Origin of the sequence: Lentzea sp. HUAS TT2, assembly GCF_051853195.1 — a bacterium.
GTDB lineage: Bacteria > Actinomycetota > Actinomycetes > Mycobacteriales > Pseudonocardiaceae > Lentzea.
Genome location: NZ_CP196667.1, coordinates 6,447,143 through 6,465,446 on the forward strand (window position 1 = coordinate 6,447,143; position 18,304 = coordinate 6,465,446).

An 18,304-nucleotide genomic window follows, 5' to 3' on the forward strand; every position below is an offset into this window, starting at 1 on the left:
TGCCTCAGTGGCGGCGCAACCGCTTGTCCTGAATCACCGGCGTGAGGATGAAGGCGTCGTTCTGCCGCACGTTCGTGCCGGGCGGGACGATCTCGTCGATCCGGTCGAGCAGCTCCTCGCTCAGCCGGAAGTCGGCGCCCGAGAGCAGATCCGTCAGGTGGTGCGGCTTGCTCGCACCGATGATCACCGACGTCACCCCGGGGTGGGCCAGCACGAACGCCGTCGCCAGCGTCGGCAGTGAGACACCGGCCTCGGCGGCGAGCTTCGAGAACTGTTCGACCGCGGCGAGCTTCGCCTGGTTGGCGGGATCGGACATGTCGTACGTGCCGCCCCAGGACGCGCGCGTGGCGCTGCCCGCGGTCGGGTCGGCCCTGCCGGACAGCCAGCCGCCGGACAGCGGGCTCCAGGTCAGCACGCCCATGCCGTGCCGCTGCGTCGTCGGCAGCACGTCGGCCTCGATGCCGCGGTTCAGCAGCGAGTAGTTCGGCTGCTCGGTGCGGAAGCGCTGGTGGCCGCCCTTCTCGGCGGCCCACTGGGCCTCGACGATCTCGCTCGCGGGGAAGGCGGACGAGCCGATCGTCCTGATCTTTCCGGCGCGCACCAGGTCCGTGAGCGCCCCGAGCGTGTCGTCGATGTCGGTGTGCTGGTCGGGGCGGTGCATCTGGTAGAGGTCGATGTGGTCGACGTCCAGGCGCCGCAGGCTGTCCTCGACCGCCCGCTTGACCCAGCGGGCGGCACCGCCGCGCGTGTTGGGGTCGTCGCCCATGGGAAGACCGAACTTCGTCGCCAACACCACGTCGTCGCGGCGGCCCTTGATCGCCTTGCCGACGATCTCCTCCGACTCGCCCTGCGAGTAGATGTCCGCCGTGTCGATGAGGTTGACGCCCGCGTCGAGCGCGGTGTGGATCATGCGAATCGACTCGTCGTGGTCGGCGATCGCGAAGCTGCCGAACGTCATCGCGCCGAGAGCGTGCGAGCTGACCGTGATGCCTGTTGTTCCGAGAACCCTCTGTTCCATGCCCTCAACACAACCCCTGGTCCTGACCGCGTGACAGGGCCTGTCAGTACCCCGCACGACCCGCCGGACCGTCCTACGCTGGAGAGGTGAACACCGAACTCCGCGAGTTCCTCCGCTCGCGCCGGGCGAAGGTGACGCCCGAGGACGCCGGGCTGCCCGCGCTGCCCGGCCTGCGCAGGGTTCCCGGTCTGCGCAGGGAAGAGGTTGCGCAGCTCGCCGGCGTGAGCGTGGACTACTACGTGCGGCTGGAACGCGGCCGGAACGTGAACGTCTCCGAGTCCGTCCTGGACGCGCTGGCGAGAGCGTTGCGGCTCAACGAGACCGAACGCGCCCATCTGTACACAGTGGCCAAACCGACGCGCAGAACCCAGTCGCTGCCACCGCAACGGGTCAGGCCGGGCCTGCTCAGGGTGCTGGACTCGATGCCGGAGGTGCCCGCGATGCTGCTGGGCCGCCGCTCCGACGTGCTGGCGATGAACGCCCTGGCCAGTGCGTTGTACATGGACTTCGGCGCCGCGTCGCCGAAGGAGCGCAACCCGGTTCGCTTCCTGTTCCTGGACCCGGCGGCACGGGAGCTCTACGTCGACTGGGAGGCCAACGCCCGCCTCGCCGTCGCGCACCTGCACATCTACGCCGGACGCCATCCGCACGACCCGGAGCTGGCCGCGCTCGTCGGCGAGCTGTCCGTCCGGGACGCCGACTTCCGCCGCTGGTGGGCAGACAACGACGTGTACCGGCACGGCAACGGCACGAAGGCACTGCGCCATCCGCTGGTCGGCGAGATCGTCGTCGCCTACGAGTCGCTGACGGTGGACGGCGACCCGGACATGTCCATCGCGCTGCACACGGTGGAACCGGGGTCGCCGTCGGAGCAGAACCTGCGGTTGCTGGCGAGCTGGAACCTAACTCAGCAACCAAGCGACGTCGCGCACTAGCGCGTGCCGCCACCCCACCCGGTCGTGCCCGGCAGGCGACCTGTTCACGCGCACGGTCGCCCCCGCCGCCGCAGCAAGCTCTTCCACGGCCTCGCAGTGCCGATGCATCCGCGGCTCGTGCTCGCCGACGTCGAACGCGACCCGCAGACCTGACAGGTCCACAACCGTGCGCAACAACGCGGCGGTGTCACCACCGGCCGGCCCGTCCAGCGACAGCCCGGACCGCGGCAGGTCGTGGGCGTACCAGAACGACCCCGACTGGCACGCCACCCGCGTCACCAGGTCCGGGAAGTCCAGCGCCGCCCGGAACGCGCTCAGCCCGCCCAGGCTCTGCCCGGCGACGACGAACCGCGAGAGGTCCACGGAGACGCCGTTCGAGGCGAGCAACGGCAGCAGCTCGTCCCGAATCGCCTGCCACAGCGCGGAAGAGCTGTACTCGGCATCACGATCACGTGGCGTGGGCAGGAAGACCAGGGTCGGCATCTCGCCGTTCTTGGTCGCCGACTCGAACGCGGCCACGGCGGGGTGCACGTACATCCAGTCGTCGCCGTCGAGCAGCAGCACGACCGCCGGGCCGCCCTGGTGCACCCGAACTGTCTTGCGCCCCAACGCACCGTTCCACCGGATGCGCAACGAAGGCACGTCCAGCACCTCGTCCGGCCCGACGACGGGCCAGTGCGGCTGCGGCTCCAGGCCGGGGCTGGTGAAGATCGACCGGTTCGGACCCGCACCGGCGGGGTTCGACGGGTCGGCGTGCTCCTCCCCGTCGGCGTCGACGAAGTGGTACGTCACGCGCAAAGCAGAAGGCATCTCGACCTCGGCGGACCAGAGGTCGCCTTCCTCGTGCGTCAGCTCGACCGGGTCCAGCACGCTCTCGAACCGCAGGGAGACAGGGCCTCCACGCCACTCGAACCTCGTCATCGGGCCACCGCCAGCTGGTAGGAGGAGTCGCGGCCGAGCAGTTCGCGGTGCGTGCCCTCGGACGTGACCGCGCCGCCGTCGAGCACGATCACGCGGTCGGCCACGTCGAGCAACGCCGGGCTGCTCGTGATCACGACGGTCGTGCGGCCTTGGCGCAACGCGGTGATGTTGCGGGCGATGAGCTGTTCGGTGACCGCGTCCACGGCCGTGGTCGGGTCGTGCAACACCAGGATCTCCGGGTTCGCGGCCAGGGCACGGGCCAGCGACAGCCGCTGCCGTTGCCCGCCGGACAGGTTCGCGCCGCGGTCGCGCACGGCGTAGTCGAGGCCGTCGGAGTGCAACGCCACGACGTCGGTCAGCATCGCCGCGGAGACGGCCTCGTCCACCAACGTGCTGGTGCCGGCCGGATCCACGTTCTCCCGCAACGTTCCCGCGAACACCTCGTGGTGCGAAGGGTTGACGAGCAGGTGGGTGCGCACGCTCTCGATCGTCAGCGCCGCGACCTCCTGCTTGCCCACCCGCACCACGCCGGAGTACGAGGCCGGCGGCACGTCGACGGACAGCACCGCCGCCAGCTCGGCCGCGGCCTGCGGCTGGTAGGCCGCGATCGCCACGAACTCACCTGGCTGCACGGAGAAGGTCAGGTCCCGCAACGTTCCGAGCGTGACACCCGAGACGTCGAGGCCGCTCTCCGGACCGGCCTCCTCGACGCCTGGCGTCATCAGGGGAGGTGCGGCCAGGACCAGCGCCATCCGTTCGGCGGACGCCTGCGCGATCATCACGTACTTGGGCATCTCCGAGAACAGCTTCAGCGGCTCGATCAGGAACTGCGCCAGGCCGACCGCCATCACCAGCTGGCCGATGGTGATCTCGCCCTGGAACGTGAGCAGGCCAGCCCACAACGTCACCGCCGCCGCCAGCGTGGAGTTCAGCGCCAGCGCCAGGCCGGCGTAGATCCCGTTGACCCGCGCCACGACGATCGACTGCTTCTTCGCCTCGGTGCTCACCCGGCGGTAGGCCTGGAAGGCCGCGTAGCTGCCGCCGAACCCGTGCAGCGGCCGCAGCCCCGCGATCAGGTCGGACACCTTCGCCCCCGCCCGCGCGACCTTCGCCTGCTGCACCTGGGTGTTCGAGCCGATCCGCCGCGACATCACGCTCAGCACGCTCAGGATCGCCGCTGTGCCGACGAACACCAGCACACCCAACGGCACGCTGATCACCACCAGCACGACACCCGTGATCACCACCGACACCAGCGAGCTGACCAGCAGCGGCACCACCTCGATGATGTCCGCGGTCTGGTCCGCGTCCTCGGTGGCGATGGTGAGCACCTCGCCGGACTTCAGGTCGACCTGGCGCGCCACCGGCTGCAGGCCGCGGTCCGCGACCTCGACGCGCCACCGGTGCGCCTCGGTCGTGTTCGCCTTCTGCAGGATCCGCATGCCGAACCGCCACGAGTACGACACCGTGGCCATCACGAGCCCGAGCGCGAGCAGCGCCAGCCCGAGCGAGCTGAGCTCCCCGCCGCGCAGCGCGTACTCGACGATCACGCCGAGCAGGATCGGCACGGCGGTCTCCGCGGCCTGGTAGGACCCCATGAGCAGGGTCCCGGACGTCATGGCGCCGCGGTTGCGGCGCAGGGCGATCCTCAGGATCTCCTTGCCGGTGCGGACTTCAGTGTTGGTCAACGTGCCGCGCAATCGCTTCGGGGGTGGAGAGGGACATCAGGTCGCGGATCGTGACGACGGGACCGAACTCACGGCGGAGCAACCCGATCAGCCGCACCGCGAGCATCGAGTGCCCGCCGAGCTCGGTGAACCCGTGCGCCATGCCCACCTCGTCCTCGTCGAGGTCGAGCGCCTCCGCGAACATCTCGCGGACGACGACCTCGGTCTCGGTGAGCTCCCGGTCCTCGACCTTGGTCATCAGGGTGCCGAGCGGACGGGCCTCGGGCAAGGCCGACGTGTCGGCCTTGCCGTTGACGGTGAGCGGGATCGCGTCCACCGCGGCGTAGTGCGAGGGCCGCAGGTAGTCCGGCATCCCGGCACCGACCTCCGCCGCGATCGACGGGATGTCCGCCCCGTCGGCCAGAACCAGGTAGGCCGCGAGCCGGTACGCGCCGTCGACCTGCGGGTCGGCCTGCGCGACGGCCGCGACGAACCGGACGCCGGGGTGGGCGGCGAACCGCGCCTCGACCTCGCCCAGCTCGACGCGGTGACCGCGGATCTTGACCTGCTTGTCCGTGCGGCCCAGGTAGAGCAGGTTGCCGTCCGGGCGCCGGATCACCAGGTCACCGGTCCGGTACATCCGCTCGCCGGGCACCCACGGGCAGGCCACGAACCGTTCCGCGGACTGCCCAGGCTGCCCGAGGTAGCCCCGCGCGATGCCCACGCCCGACACGTAGAGCTCACCGGCGATGCCGTCCGGCACATGCCGCAGCCACGGGTCGAGCACGTAGACGTCGGTGTTGTCGATCGCCACGCCGACCACCGGGTCGACGCAGTCGAACGTGCCGACGCCCAGCGTGTTGATCGTGTACTCCGTCGGCCCGTAGAGGTTGTAGCCGATCGTGCCAGGGGTGTCCGCGAGCCGCTGCCACAGCGTCGGCGTCACGGCCTCACCGCCCAGCAGCACCAGTGCGGGCTTGTGCTCTGCCGAGAGCAGCCCCTCGGCCACCAGCTGCTGCGCGTAGGTCGGCGTCACGTTGATGACGTCGATCTCGTGCTCCAGGCAGTACTCGACGAGCCCCGTCGCGTCGCGGCGCAGCTCCTCGTCGCAGATGTGCACCTCGTGGCCGTCGGCGAGCCAGAGCAGCTCCTCCCACGACATGTCGAAGGCGAACGACACGGTGTGCGCGATCCGGAACGTCCGGTGCCCGTGCTCGGCCAGCACCGGCTCGAAGATCCGCCGCTGGTGGTTGACGAGCATGTTCGTCAGCCCGGCGTACTCGGTCACGACACCCTTGGGTTTGCCGGTCGAACCCGACGTGTAGATCGTGTAGGCCGCGTGCTTGAGCCTGTTGGGATCGTTGGGGGAGAACGTGGTCACCGGCTCGGCGTCCGGCCACGGCTCGTCCAGCTTGAACGTCGGGCACTGGATCCTCGGCGCCACCCCGCTGGTCGTGATGACCAGCGCCGGCCGCGCGTCGTCGATGATCGCGGCGATCCGCTCGTCCGGGTGGTCCAGCTCCAGCGGCACGTACGCCGCACCGCAGCGCAGGATGCCGAACAGCGCGACGACCCACTCCAGCGAGCGCGGCACCGCGATGGCGACCGACGTCTCGACGCCGATCCCCTTGCCCGACAACACTCCCGCGAGGTGACGGCTGCGGTCCCTGAGCTCCGCGAACGTCATCGTGCCGCCGTGCGAGACGAGGGCGATGCGGTCGGGGTTGCGGTCGGCCGCCCGGTCGAACAGGTCGACCACGGTCAGGTTGCCGAAGTCGTTGGCGGGGTTGAGCTCCGGCGTCACCACCGAGCCGCCGACCGCGCCGAGCAGGCCGTCGGCGCGGGTCAGCTCGTCGAGCACCCGCAGGTAGCCGTCGAACAACCGTTGTGCGAACGCGGGATCGGTCACCTCCGGCCGGTACTCGACCTTGACCGTGACCTCCTCGCCCGGCGTCACGACCCACGTGAACGGGTAGTGCGTCGAGTCCTCCGCCTCGTGGGCGGTGATCCCGTTCTTCGCGTTGAACTCGGTGAACGTGTCGTCGTCCAGGAAGTTCTGCAGCACGAACAGGCTGTCGAACAGCTGGTCGTGGCCGCTCGCGCGCTGGATCTCGCCGAGCCCGAAGTGCTCGTGCTCCATCGTCGCCACCCGCGAGGCCTGGACGGCCGCCAGGAACTCGCCCACGGTGTTGTGCGGCTGTGCGGTCACCCGCATCGGCACGGTGTTCAGCAGCACGCCGACGATGCCCTCGGTGCCCTGCTCCTCACGCCCGGACACCGTCACACCGAACACCGCGTCCCCGCGCCCGGTCTCCCGGCCGAGCAGCAGCCCGAGCGCGCCGGTGAGCACCGAGTTCACCGTCACGCCGTGCCGGCGCGCGGCCTCCCGCACCCGGTTCGACGCCTCGACCGGCAGGGTCCGCACGATCTTGGTCGGCAGCGAGTCCGAAGTGGACGGCCCGCCGAGCAGGGTCGGCCCGGGGAGCCCGGCGAGATGATCGGCCCAGAACCGCTGTGCGGCCTCGGCGTCCTTCTCGGCCAGCGCACGCGTGTAGCTCTCGTAGCTCGGCGTGGCGGGCGTCGAGTCGATGGTCTCGCCCGCGAGGATCGCGCGGTAGGCGTCGAACAGGTCGTCCAGCACGATCGCGCGCGACCAGCCGTCCCACAGCAGCAGGTGGCTGGTGAACAGCAACGTGTCGTGGCCGCTCGGCAGCCGCAGGACGGTCAGGCGCACCAGCGGCGGCGAGGTCAGGTCGAAGCCCGTGGCGCGGTCCTCGACGCGCAACGCCTCGACGGTGGCCTCGTTCAGCACGTCGACGGTCCGCACCGGCATCGGACCGCTGGTCCCCAGGACCTGCACCGGCGTGCCGTCCTCGTCGGTCTCGAAGCCCGCGCCGACGACCGGGTGCTTCGCGATCACGCAGGCGAGCGCCTTGGCCAGCGCGTCGGCGTCGAGCCGCCGGTCGAACGTGAAGTAGCTCTGCGCCACGTACTGACCGGACTTGCCCGCGAGCTCCGCCTGGAAGTACAGGCCGCGCTGCAGCGGCGAGACCGGCGCGGTGCGGCGCACGGTCGCCGAGGCGTCCGCGATCCGTTCCAGCGCCATCAGCCACCGCGCCGCGATCTCGTCCGACACGTCGTCGGTCAGTCCGAAGGTGGCGCGCAGCGAGCCGGTGACGTCGACCCAGCAGTTGACCTCGACCGCGTACGGGCTCGGCCGGCCCTCGGGATCGACGTGCAGCGCCTGCGCCTCGCTCGCGCGGCCGAGGTAGTTGAACAGCACCTGTGGCCGGGGCAGCGCGGCCAGCACGGAAGCCGTCTGCGGGTTCAGGTGCCGCAGCTGACCGAACTCGACGTGCGCGACCTCGTCCGGTTGCCGCTCGACGACCTCCCGAGCGGCTGCCACCGGATCCGTGGAGGGGCTGAGCTTCACTGGCGCGAGCGCGGTGAACCAGCCGACCGTGCGGGTGTAGTCGTGGTGCTCGTCGGCGGGGACGCGGCCGTGCCGTTCGAGGTCGACCACCAGGTCCGTCGGGGTGCTCTGGATCTCGGTGAGCGCGGTCCGCAACGCGCCGAGCAGCAGTTCGGTCAGGCCGACGCCGAGTGCCGTCGGCGCCGTCCGGACGACCCGGCTGGTGATGTCGGCGGCCAGCGTGACGGTGACCTCGCGCCGTTCCCCGAGCTGCGGTGTGAGCACCGGCGAGTCGAGCGTCTCGATCCACCGGCGCAGGTCGCCGCCGTACTGGGCGTTCAGCGTCAACGCCTTGGCGTACGCGGCGAACGACGTCGTCACCGGCGCCAGCTCCTCGCCGCGCATCGCGACGGCGAGGTCTTCGAGCAGGATCATCCAGGACACGGCGTCCACCGCGAAGTGGTGCACCACGACGACGAGCGTGCGGCTGTGCTCCAGCCACGTGAACGCCGTCATGACACCGGCTTCGGCGTCGAGCCTGCCCGCGGCGGCCTCGGCGGCCTCCTGCGGGTCGTCCGCCGACACCACGACGTCGACGTCGGCCGCCGGTTCGGTCCGCAGGGTCCACACGCCCTGGTCGGTGTTCAGGCGCAGCCGCAACGCGGGATGCGTTGCCACGACGGCGTTCGCCGCACGCCGGGCGTCCTCGATGCTCGCGCACTCCAGCTGCCTGGCCTGCGCGAAACCGTCGAGCGACCCGCCGAGCTCCCGCAGCCGCAACACGATCGGCGTCGGCGCGACCGGGCCGTCGGTGATCTCCTCGGCGACCGGGGCCTGCTGCACCACGGGCTGCACGGCGAACTTCTCCGCGAGCGCCCGCGGGGTCTTGTGCAGGAACATGTCGCGGGGCGAGATCCGCAACCCCAGCGCCCGCGCCCGGTTCACCACGCCGATCGCGACGATGCTGTCGCCCCCGGCCATGAAGTAGTCGGTGTCGGCGTCCACATCGGACACCGGCAGGGCGTCGCGGAAGATCTCGACCAGCGCGTCGAGCACGGAGGCGCCGGCGACGGCGACCGGCGCTGAGACCGGTGCCTCGACCGGTGTCCCGGTCGTGCGGGCGCGTTCCTCCAGCACAGCGCGGTCCAGCTTGCCGTTGACCGTGATCGGCAGCCTGTCGAGCGGGATGATCCGCTGCGGCACCATGTGCTGCGGCAGCTTCCCGGCCAGCAGCGACGCGATGTCGGCGGGCGGCGTGCCCACGACGTGCGCGACGAGGTGGTCGGCGCTGTCCGCCACGGTCACCGCGACGTCGACCACGCCCGCGACCTCGCGGACGACGGCCTCGATCTCGCCCAGCTCGATGCGGAAGCCGCGCAGCTGCACCTGGCCGTCGGCGCGGCCGAGGAACTCGACGTCACCGTCGAGGTTCCACTTCGCCAGGTCACCGGTGTGGTACATCCGCGATCCGTCGCCCGCGAACGGGTCGGCGACGAACCGGCCCGCCGTGAGCCCCGGCCGGTTCGCGTACCCGTGCGCGAGCTGCGGGCCGGCGAGGTAGAGCGAGCCGACGACACCCGGCCCGACCGGCCGCAGCCGCTCGTCGAGCACGTAGGCCCGCTGGCCGGGCACGGACGTGCCGATCGGGCTGCCGTCGGGACGGCCGGGACCGTAGTCGTGGTCGTCGAGCACGTGCCGCGTGGTGTACACAGTGGACTCGGTCGGGCCGTAGCAGTTGGCCAGGTCCGGCCGCCGGGTGCCGTACCGCGCCGTCCAGTCGCGCATCCGGCCGGGTTCCAGCACCTCACCGCCGATGATGACCCTGCGCACGGTCGTGAGCGGCTCGCTGTGCTTGTCGGCCTCGATGAACTGGTAGAACGCCGACGGTGTCTGGATGAGGAACGTGACACCGCGCTCGCGCACCAGCCGGTGGAAGTCGGCCGTCGAGCGGGTCAGCCCGCGGTCGGGCACCAGCAGCTCGGCGCCGTTGGTCAGCGCGCCCCACACCTCCAGCACCGACGGGTCGAACGAGAACGAGTGGAACTGCGTCACCACGTCGTCCGGGCCGAAACCCATGTCCGGCTGGATGTTCGCCAGGAGCGACACCGCGCCGCGGTGCGGCATCACGACGCCCTTGGGCCTGCCGGTGGACCCGGACGTGTAGATCACGTACGCCGGGTGCTCCCAGGTCGCGGGCGTGATCACGCCCGCGCCGGGCACCTCGTCCCCGATCGCGACGACCCTGGTGGTGCTGCCGGTCCGGGAGACGATCCCGGCGAAGCGGTCGCGTTGCTCTGGGGCGATGAGCACGACCTGCGGCGCGCTGTCGGAGATCAGGTACTCGAGCCGGTCGTCCGGGTACGCCGCGTCCAGCGGCACGTACGCACCGCCAGCGGACACGACCGCGACGAGCGAGACGACCTGCTCCAGCGACCGGGGCACGGCGACGGCGACCCGCTGGTCCGGCCCGACCCCGGCGTTCGCGAGCGTGCGCGCCAGCCGGGTCTTCGCCTCGGCCAGTTCGCCGTACGACAGGCTTTCCGAGGTGCCGTCGAGGCGGCAGAACGTCACGGCGCGCGCTTCGGGCGCACGGTCCGCGACCGCGTCGAACAGCTCGGCCAGCGTGGCAGGGGAGACCGCGGCGGGCTCGATGCTCCGGGACGTGGGGATCTCCTCCCCGGCCAGCAGGGCGGCGAACGTGCCGGCGAACGTCTCGACGATCCGGCGGGCGCCCTCCGGCCGGATGACCGCGGTGTCGTGGATCAGGTTGAACCACAGCGAACCGTCGTGGCGGCGTGCGGCCACCAGGGTCAGCGGGTAGTGCGGCGCGCCCTCGTTGACGACGTCCGCGATGCCGAACGAGTCGCTGCGCAACGAGGTCACGTCGGTCGCGACGTCGAACACCACGAGCGTGTCGAACAGGTTCCCGGCGTCGGCGAGCCTGCCGATCCTGGTCAGCGACACGTGCTGGTGCGGCAGCACGGCGGTCTGGTGCTCGCGCATCGCGTCCAGCAGCTCGCGCGCGGTCGTGTCGGCGGACCACCTGGCGCGCACGGGAATGGTGTTGATGAACAGGCCGACGAGCTCGTCGATGCCGGGCACGTCGGCGTCGCGACCCGACACCGTCGAGCCGAAAACGACGTCCCGGCTGCCCAGGATCCCGCCGAGCGTCACGGCCCACGCGCTGTGCACGGCGACGCTGAGCGACACGCCCGCCGCGCGCACCCGTTCGTCCACATCGGACGATGCGTCCACGGTCATGTCGGCGAACCGCTCGGACGGCAGGTGGTCCGGCACGGTGATCGACGGCCCGGTCAGGCCTTCCAGCTCGCGGGCCCAGACGCGGTCGCTCTCGGCGGCGTCGCTCTCGACGAGCCACCGCACGTAGTCGGAGTAGCTGCCGCGCACGTGCACCGACCCCGGCGCGTCGTACTCGGCCAGCAACGCGCGCAGCATCGGCGGCACCGACCAGCCGTCCGCGATGATGTGGTGCACGGTCTGCACCAGCACGTACCGGCGCGGCGCGGTGAGCACCAGCGTGAAGCGCATGAGCGGACCGGTGCCGAGGTCGAACCCGGCGACGCGGTCGCGTTCGGCGAGCTCAGCGACCTCCTCGTCGGACATGCCCTGGCCGTTCACCGTGGTGAACACCGGCCGCACACCGGACTCCAGCACCGACACGACCCTGCCGTCGGCGAGGCTCGTGAACCGCGCGGCCAGGTTCGGGAACAGCTCGAACACCTGCGCCGCCGCTTCTTCCAGGCGCCGGGCGTCGACGGCACCGGTCAGGGTCAGCAGCTGCTGCTCGACGTAGCGGTGCGCGGAGTCGTCGTCGAAGACGGAGTGGAAGTACAAGCCCTCCTGCAACGGCGTCAGCGGGAGGATCTCGCGCAACGCCGGGGAGTCCAGGGCGTCGACGTCGGCCTGGGTGAGCGGCAGCAACGGGAAGTCGCTGGGGGAGTGGCCACCGGTGGTGAGCGCCGCCAGACCTTCCAGCGCGGCGACGAAGTACTCGCCGATCCTGGCGGTGTCGGCGTCGGTGAAGACCCCGGACGGCCAGGAGAGGACGGTGACCAGTTCCAGCTCGCCGTCGGCACCGGGTTCGGCGGAGGCGTTGAACTCCAGGGCGCGCGGCAGCCGCATCGCCGGGTCGCGCTTCTCGCCGAGCTGACCGGCGTTCTCCGCGAGCTGCCAGTCCCCGGTCGTGCCACCGGAGAACCGGCCGAGGTAGTTGAACAGCACCTGCGGGCGCGACGCGTCGAACCGCTCACCGCCCAGGTACCTCAGGGCGCCGTAGGAGACGCCGTTGCTCGGCACCCGTGCGAGGTCCTCCTTGACGCGCTTGAGGGCCGGGCCCAGGTCGTCGACGTCGACCGGGTCCACCGTCACCGGGAACAACGTCGTGAACCAGCCGACCGTGCGCGACAGGTCCGGGTCGCGCGGCACGAACCGGCCTTCGCGGCCGTGGCCTTCCAGCTCGATGTGCGCGAAAGTCTGGTCCTGGCCGTTGTCACGCCGCCAGCGGGCCAGCGCGACCGCGAGACCGGTCAGCAGGACGTCGTTCACCTTGGCGTGGAACAACGCCGGTACGTCGCTCAGCAACGCGGCGGTGGCGGCCGAACCGACGGTGACGGTGCGAACCTGTTCGCCCGCAACGACATCCGCGTCGGTCAGCTCACGCCGGCCGAGCAACTGGTCCACGCCCGGCAGCGCCCGCTCGTAGTACGTGCGGTCGGCTGAGAACGAGGCCTGCTCCAGCAACTGGGTCCAGCGCCGGAACGACGTGCCGACGGGCCGGAGCTCCACGGCCGCACCGGAGGAGACCTGCTGCCAGGCCAGCGCGAGGTCGTCGAACAGGATGCGCCACGAGACACCGTCGATCACCACGTGGTGGATCACGAGCACGAGCTGCCGCGCCTCCGGCCGCCACACCGCGCGCAGCATGACGCCCGCGTCCGGGTTCAGCCCCTCGGTGGCCGCCGCGACACACTCCTCCAGCGGCGCATCGCTCTGCTCCCACAACGCATCCCCGCTGGCGGGGATGTCGAACGACCAGCTGGAGCCCCGGACCAGCTTGGCGCGCAACATGTCGTGCCGCTCGACCAGCGCGTCCAGGATCTGCGTGAGCGCGTCCGGCGTCAGCTCCGCCGGGGTGTTGAGCACGACCGACTGCACGAACCCGTCGATCGCGTCCGTGGTCTCGCCGAGCCACTGCACGATCGGCAGGCCCGCCACCGGGCCGGTCGGCACGTCGTCGTGGTCGACCGCCGAGGCACCGTCACGGGACGCGACGGCGGCTAGCGCGCGCGGGGTGCGGTTGAGGAAGATCTGGGTGGCGGTGACGAACACGCCTTCCGCCCGCAACGCGCTGAGCAACGAGATCGCGAGGATGCTGTCGCCGCCCAGCTCGAAGAAGTCCTGGTCCGCGCCGACCTGCTCGACCCGCAGCACCGAGGCGACGGCGGCGCAGATCACGGCCTCGTCGTCGTTGGCCGCGGCGGTCACCGGACCGGTCTCGACGGACGGTTCCGGCAGCGCGCGGCGGTCGAGCTTCCCGTTGGGCGTCAACGGGAACTCGCTCATCACCACGACGTGCGTGGGCACCATGTACTCGACCAGGTGCTCGGTCGCCCACTGCTTCACGGCCTCCGAGGTCAGGTCCTCGTCCGACGGCACGACGTACCCGACGAGGTAGTTGCCGCCCGCCGAGTTCTTCCTGACCACGACACAGGTGTGGCGCACCCGCGGGTGCTCGGCCAGCGCGACCTCGACGTCCTCCAGCTCCAGCCGCATGCCGCGGATCTTGACCTGGTTGTCGACGCGGCCGAGGAAGTCGAGCGACCCGTCCGGCGCGAACCGCGCCAGGTCACCGGTGCGGTAGAGGCGTGAACCGTCGGTGGCGAACGGGTTCGCGACGAACCGCGACGCCGTGAGGCCAGGCGCGTTCACATACCCGCGGCCCAGCAGGAACCCGCCGATGTACAGCTCGCCGCCGACACCGACCGGGCACGGCCGCAGCTCGTCGTCCAGCACGTAGAGGTCGGTGTTCGGGTTCGCCTTGCCGATCGACGTCGACAGCCGCTCGGCCTCGCCGCGGTAGATCACGTGCGAGACGCCGATCGTGGCCTCGGCCGGGCCGTAGCCGTGGTACATCGGGATGTCGAGCCGCGTGCGGAACCGTTCGTACAGCTCGGGGGTGAGCACCTCGCCGCCGCACCACACGTGCCGCAGGCTGGTCAGCTCGCCCTCGCCCGCGATGGTGAGCAGCACGTCCAGCATCGACGACACCAGGTACACGAACGTCACGCGGTGGCGGTCGATCGTGTGCAGCAGGTGGTGCGGGTCGCGTTCGCCGCCGGACCGCACGACGACGGTCCGTCCGCCGCACACCAGCGGCAGGAAGATCTCGTTGATGGAGATGTCGAACGACAGCGGCGCCTTGAACAGGGACGCGTCGGAGTGTCCGAAGTGGAGGATCTGGTCCACCTGCCACAGCAGGCGTTCGCTGATCGCCTCGTGCCGGATCATGGCGCCCTTGGGGCGGCCGGTCGAGCCGGACGTGAACATCACGTACGCGAGCTGTGCGCCGCGGATCGTGACGTCGGTGGGTTCACCGGAGTAGCCGGAGAAGCCCCAGTCGGACAGGTCGACCGCGACGGCCTCCGGCTCGCCTTCCTGACCACTTCCCAGGAGCAAGGCGACCCGCGCGTCGGTGATCACGGACTCGCGCCGCGACGCCGGCCACTGCGGGTCGAGCGGCACGAACGCGGCCCCTGCCTGCAGCACGGCGAGCAGGCTGATCACCATCTCGGCCGAGCGGTCGAACGAGATGCCGACGACCTGCTCGGTCGTGAGACCGCGCTCGTTCAGGTGGCGGGCCAGCTGGTTGGAGCGGGACAGCGCCTCGCCGTAGGTGAAGGCGCGCTCGCCGTCGTTGATCGCGACGGCGTCCGGGCGCTGCCGGGCCTGCTCGCGGAACAGCTCGACGATGCTCGGGCGGTCGCGCGGGAACTCGTTGTCGTTCCAGCGGGCCAGCTGCGCGAGCCGTTCGTCGAGCGGCTGGGACGTCAGCGTGCCGATGGCGCGGTTCGGGAACTCGGCCAGGTCGTCCAGCACCCGCTGCGCCTGCGCCAGGTCGACGCCGTCCGGCACGGGGATCGCCCAGCCGTCGGGACGTTCGGTGACGTCGGAGTTCTGGCCCTTGTCTGCCCACACGAGCAGGTCGCTGAACAACGTCGCGGGCGTGAGCCCGAACCCCTCGACCTCGTAACGGGAATCGGCCCAGCGGGTCAGTGCGACGGCACTCGCGACGGCGATGGTCCGCTGCGGGTACTCACCGGCACGGCGCCGAACGGAGGCGATCCGGGCGGTCGAAAGAAGTACGTCACGGTCGGCCATCTGTTCCATCGACGACTCAGCCATCCCTTCACGATCGGTGAAGGAAGCCTAACCTAAGTAGTTGCCGTTCCGAATCGCCAAGCGGCCCAAAGCGTGGCGTAACGCCCGTCACGCGCCACGAGTTCCTCGTGTGTTCCCTGTTCCAGCACCTCGCCGCCGTCCAGCACGGCGATCCGGTCCGCGGCGATGGCCTGGGTCAGGCGGTGCGCGACCAGGAGTGTGGTGCGGCCCCGGCAGGCCGCGAGCGCGGCTCGTTCCAGCGCGGCGGCACCCTGGCTGCCCGCCTCCGCCGTCGACTCGTCCAGCACGACGACGGGGGAGCGGCCGAGCACCAGCCGGGCGAGCGCGATCTGGGCGACCTTGGTCACGTCGAGGCGTTCGCCGCCCTCGCCGACATCGGTCTGCAGGCCCTGGGGCAACGCCTCGACCCACGTGTCGGCGCCCACGGTCCGCAGCGCGTCCATCAGCTCGTCGTCGGTCGCATCCGGGGCGGCCAAACGGAGATCCTCGGCCAGCGGGCCGGCGAAGACGTGCGCCTCCTGGGTCAGGATGCTGACCAGCGCGCGGGATCCCGCCTCGTCGAGGTCGGCGAGATCCGCGGTGCCGATGTGCACGGACCCGCTGAGCGGGGTGCCCGTCCCGGCGACCAGGGCCGCCAGCGTCGTCTTGCCCGCACCGGTCGCGCCGACCAGCGCGAGTGAGGTGCCGGCGGGGATCTCCAGGTCGATGTTCCGCAGCACGTCGTGCTCGGATTCGGGGTAGCGGAAGGAAAGCCCGCGCACCGACACGGGAAGCGGTTGTGCGTTAGGGTCGACGGCCACCGCGCTGCGCACGAGCTCGTCGCCGTCGGACTCCGTGAGCACACCGACCAGCCGGGTCAGGCCGGCGCCGGACTTCTGCGCCTCGTCGAAGAAGGCCATGATCAGGCCGAGCGGCACGAACAGCTTGTGGAACAGCAGTGCCGCAACGGAAACCTGGCCGAGCGACGACTGCCCGTTCGTCACCAGGAAGTAGCCGACGACGATGATCAGGCCGAGGCCGATGAACTCGGCGCGGTTCTCCCTGCCGATGAACCGGCCGAAGAACCGGAAGACGTCGATGCCGATGTTGCGCACCCGCCACGACTCGGCGGTCACCTTGTCCCGGAAGGAGTTCTCCAGGCGGTAGGCGCGCACCGTCGCGATGCCGTCGAGGCCGCTGATCAACGCCTGCGCGCGGTCGGCCTGCGCCTCGGAACGGGCGCGGTAGAGAGGCTGGGAGAGCGGCAGGTACCAGCGCAACGCCAGCCAGTACGCGGGAAGCGCGCACGCACCGGCGAGACCGAGCCGCCAGTCGAGGCCGAACATGCCGGCCGTCGCGATCACGACCAGCACGATCGCAGAGAAGATCGTCGGGATGGCCGTGCGGAAACCCTTGGAGATGACGGCGACGTCGTCCCCGACGCGCGAGAGCACGTCTCCGCGGCCGACCTCCTCGATCCGCGCGCTCGGCATCCCGAGCACCGCGCGCACCGCGCCTTCCCGCAGGCGTGCCAGCATCTCCGCGCCCACCCGGCCGACGAGATAGGTCGAGACCGCGGTCATGGCCGCGCCGGCCAAGGCCGAGACGATCGTCGCGATGCCGATCGTCCAGAGGATCGACGCGTCGCGCCCCTGCACGACCCCGTCGACCACGGTGCCCAGCAGGAAGACGGGGACGATCTGCAGCACCGCCCCGATCACCGTCGCCAGCACGGTGGCGATCGGCAGACCGGGGGCGGAACGGCAGTGGTCGAGCAACCAGCGGGAGGCCTCCCGCCCGGACGCCGTGCGCAGGATCTTCGACGGTGCGCCGGAGACGCTCGTGGTCACGGGGGAAGGCCTTTCGCCGGGGTGAGCGTGGATCAGGCGCCGGACTTGGCGGCCTTCACCAGTTCGTCGATCGCGTAGGGCAGCGACGGGAGGGTCGCCTGCGAGATCGCGGCACCGACCGCGGGGCCCTCGCTGTCGAGGATCCAGTGGACCTTGCCGGCCTTGACCGCGGGCAGGTTCGCGAACAGCTGGAAGTTCTTCAGCGCGTCCGCGTCGGCCTTGTCGGCGATCACGAAGATGCGGTCGGTGTTGATCAGGTCGATCTTCTCGGGCGAGAGCTTGGCGGAGAAACCGCCCTCGGCGATCTCGTCGACCTTCGTGTTGCCCTTGAAGCCGATGCCGGTCAGCAACTGGCCGCGCACGTCGGTGGTGGTGAACGGCACGATCGCGTCCTTGTACCAGGTCAGCACGGTGGCGGTCTGGTTCGCGAAGTCCGGGTTGGCCTTCTTGGCCTCGGCGAGCTTGTCGTCGAGACCCTTGATCAGCTTCGCGCCCTCGTCACCCTTGCCGACCGCCTTCGCGATCTGCAGCACGTTGTCCTGCCACTTCGCGCTGAAGGGCTCCTTCTCCTCCTTGGTGCGGCCGACCACCGGTGCGATCTTGGTCAGCTTGTCGTACCAGTCCTGGGTGGCCTCGGAGTAGACGGCGACGATCAGGTCGGGGCGGAGCTGGGCGATCTTCTCGAAGTTCGGCTCGGTGTCACCGTTCTTCATGACGACCTCGGGCGTCGTCGAACCCCACTTGTCCTTCACCCAGGCCCACTGGGTGTTGATGTCGGGCTTGGTGCCCTCGGGGTTCGGGTACTGGTCGATCATGCCGACCGGGACGACGCCCAGCGCCAGCAGCGTCTGGTCGTCGGTGTAGCCGAGGGAGAGGACGCGCTTGGGCGCCTCCTTGATCTCCGTCGTGCCGAAGAAGTGCTCGACCTTCGTCGGGAACGTGCCGCCGGCGGCGCCGTTCGTGTCAGTGGTCGCGGCAGGCGTGGAAGAACCGCACCCGGCGAGGACGCTGGCACCGACCACCACGGCTGCTGCCACAGCGGTCAGTCGCTTCCAGGTCATGGTCGTTCTCTGGCCCATTCGGCACCTCGTTCTTCGCTGCCC

At 70.7% G+C, this 18,304-nt stretch carries 7 protein-coding genes; 1 reads left to right on the plus strand and 6 read right to left on the minus strand.

What is annotated here, in order from left to right; translation table 11 throughout:
- Nucleotides 1–4: 4 nt before the first annotated feature.
- Nucleotides 5–1,018, minus strand: a complete 1,014-nt coding sequence (locus ACSHWB_RS31385; RefSeq protein WP_439656889.1) for an aldo/keto reductase — start codon at nt 1,016–1,018, stop codon at nt 5–7.
- 86 nt (nt 1,019–1,104) lie between these two features.
- Here ACSHWB_RS31385 and ACSHWB_RS31390 point away from each other — a divergent pair, with 86 nt between their 5' ends.
- Complete coding sequence (locus tag ACSHWB_RS31390; RefSeq protein ID WP_439656890.1) at nt 1,105–1,953, plus strand: helix-turn-helix transcriptional regulator; 849 nt, start codon at nt 1,105–1,107, stop codon at nt 1,951–1,953.
- On the opposite strand, the gene ACSHWB_RS31395 is transcribed toward ACSHWB_RS31390, so the two are convergent.
- The 5 genes from ACSHWB_RS31395 to ACSHWB_RS31415 are packed head-to-tail and all read right to left on the minus strand — an operon-like array spanning nt 1,921 to nt 18,262.
- Complete coding sequence (locus ACSHWB_RS31395; protein ID WP_439656891.1) at nt 1,921–2,874, minus strand: alpha/beta hydrolase-fold protein; 954 nt, start codon at nt 2,872–2,874, stop codon at nt 1,921–1,923. The genes ACSHWB_RS31390 and ACSHWB_RS31395 overlap by 33 nt on opposite strands.
- Nucleotides 2,871–4,562 carry an ABC transporter ATP-binding protein gene (locus ACSHWB_RS31400; RefSeq protein ID WP_439656892.1) on the minus strand — a complete coding sequence of 564 codons (1,692 nt, stop codon included), beginning with the start codon at nt 4,560–4,562 and terminating at the stop codon, nt 2,871–2,873. The genes ACSHWB_RS31395 and ACSHWB_RS31400 overlap by 4 nt, the downstream gene beginning before the upstream one ends.
- A complete protein-coding gene (locus ACSHWB_RS31405; RefSeq protein WP_439656893.1) occupies nt 4,549–15,375 on the minus strand; it encodes an amino acid adenylation domain-containing protein in 10,827 nt (3,608 codons plus the stop codon). Before ACSHWB_RS31405 ends, ACSHWB_RS31400 begins: the two co-directional genes overlap by 14 nt.
- A 29-nt stretch (nt 15,376–15,404) precedes the next feature.
- Nucleotides 15,405–17,201 carry an ABC transporter ATP-binding protein gene (locus ACSHWB_RS31410; RefSeq protein WP_439656894.1) on the minus strand — a complete coding sequence of 599 codons (1,797 nt, stop codon included), beginning with the start codon at nt 17,199–17,201 and terminating at the stop codon, nt 15,405–15,407.
- A 32-nt stretch (nt 17,202–17,233) separates the two neighbouring features.
- Nucleotides 17,234–18,262, minus strand: coding sequence for an iron-siderophore ABC transporter substrate-binding protein (locus ACSHWB_RS31415; RefSeq protein WP_439656895.1), 1,029 nt, complete (start codon nt 18,260–18,262; stop codon nt 17,234–17,236).
- Nucleotides 18,263–18,304: the final 42 nt, after the last annotated feature.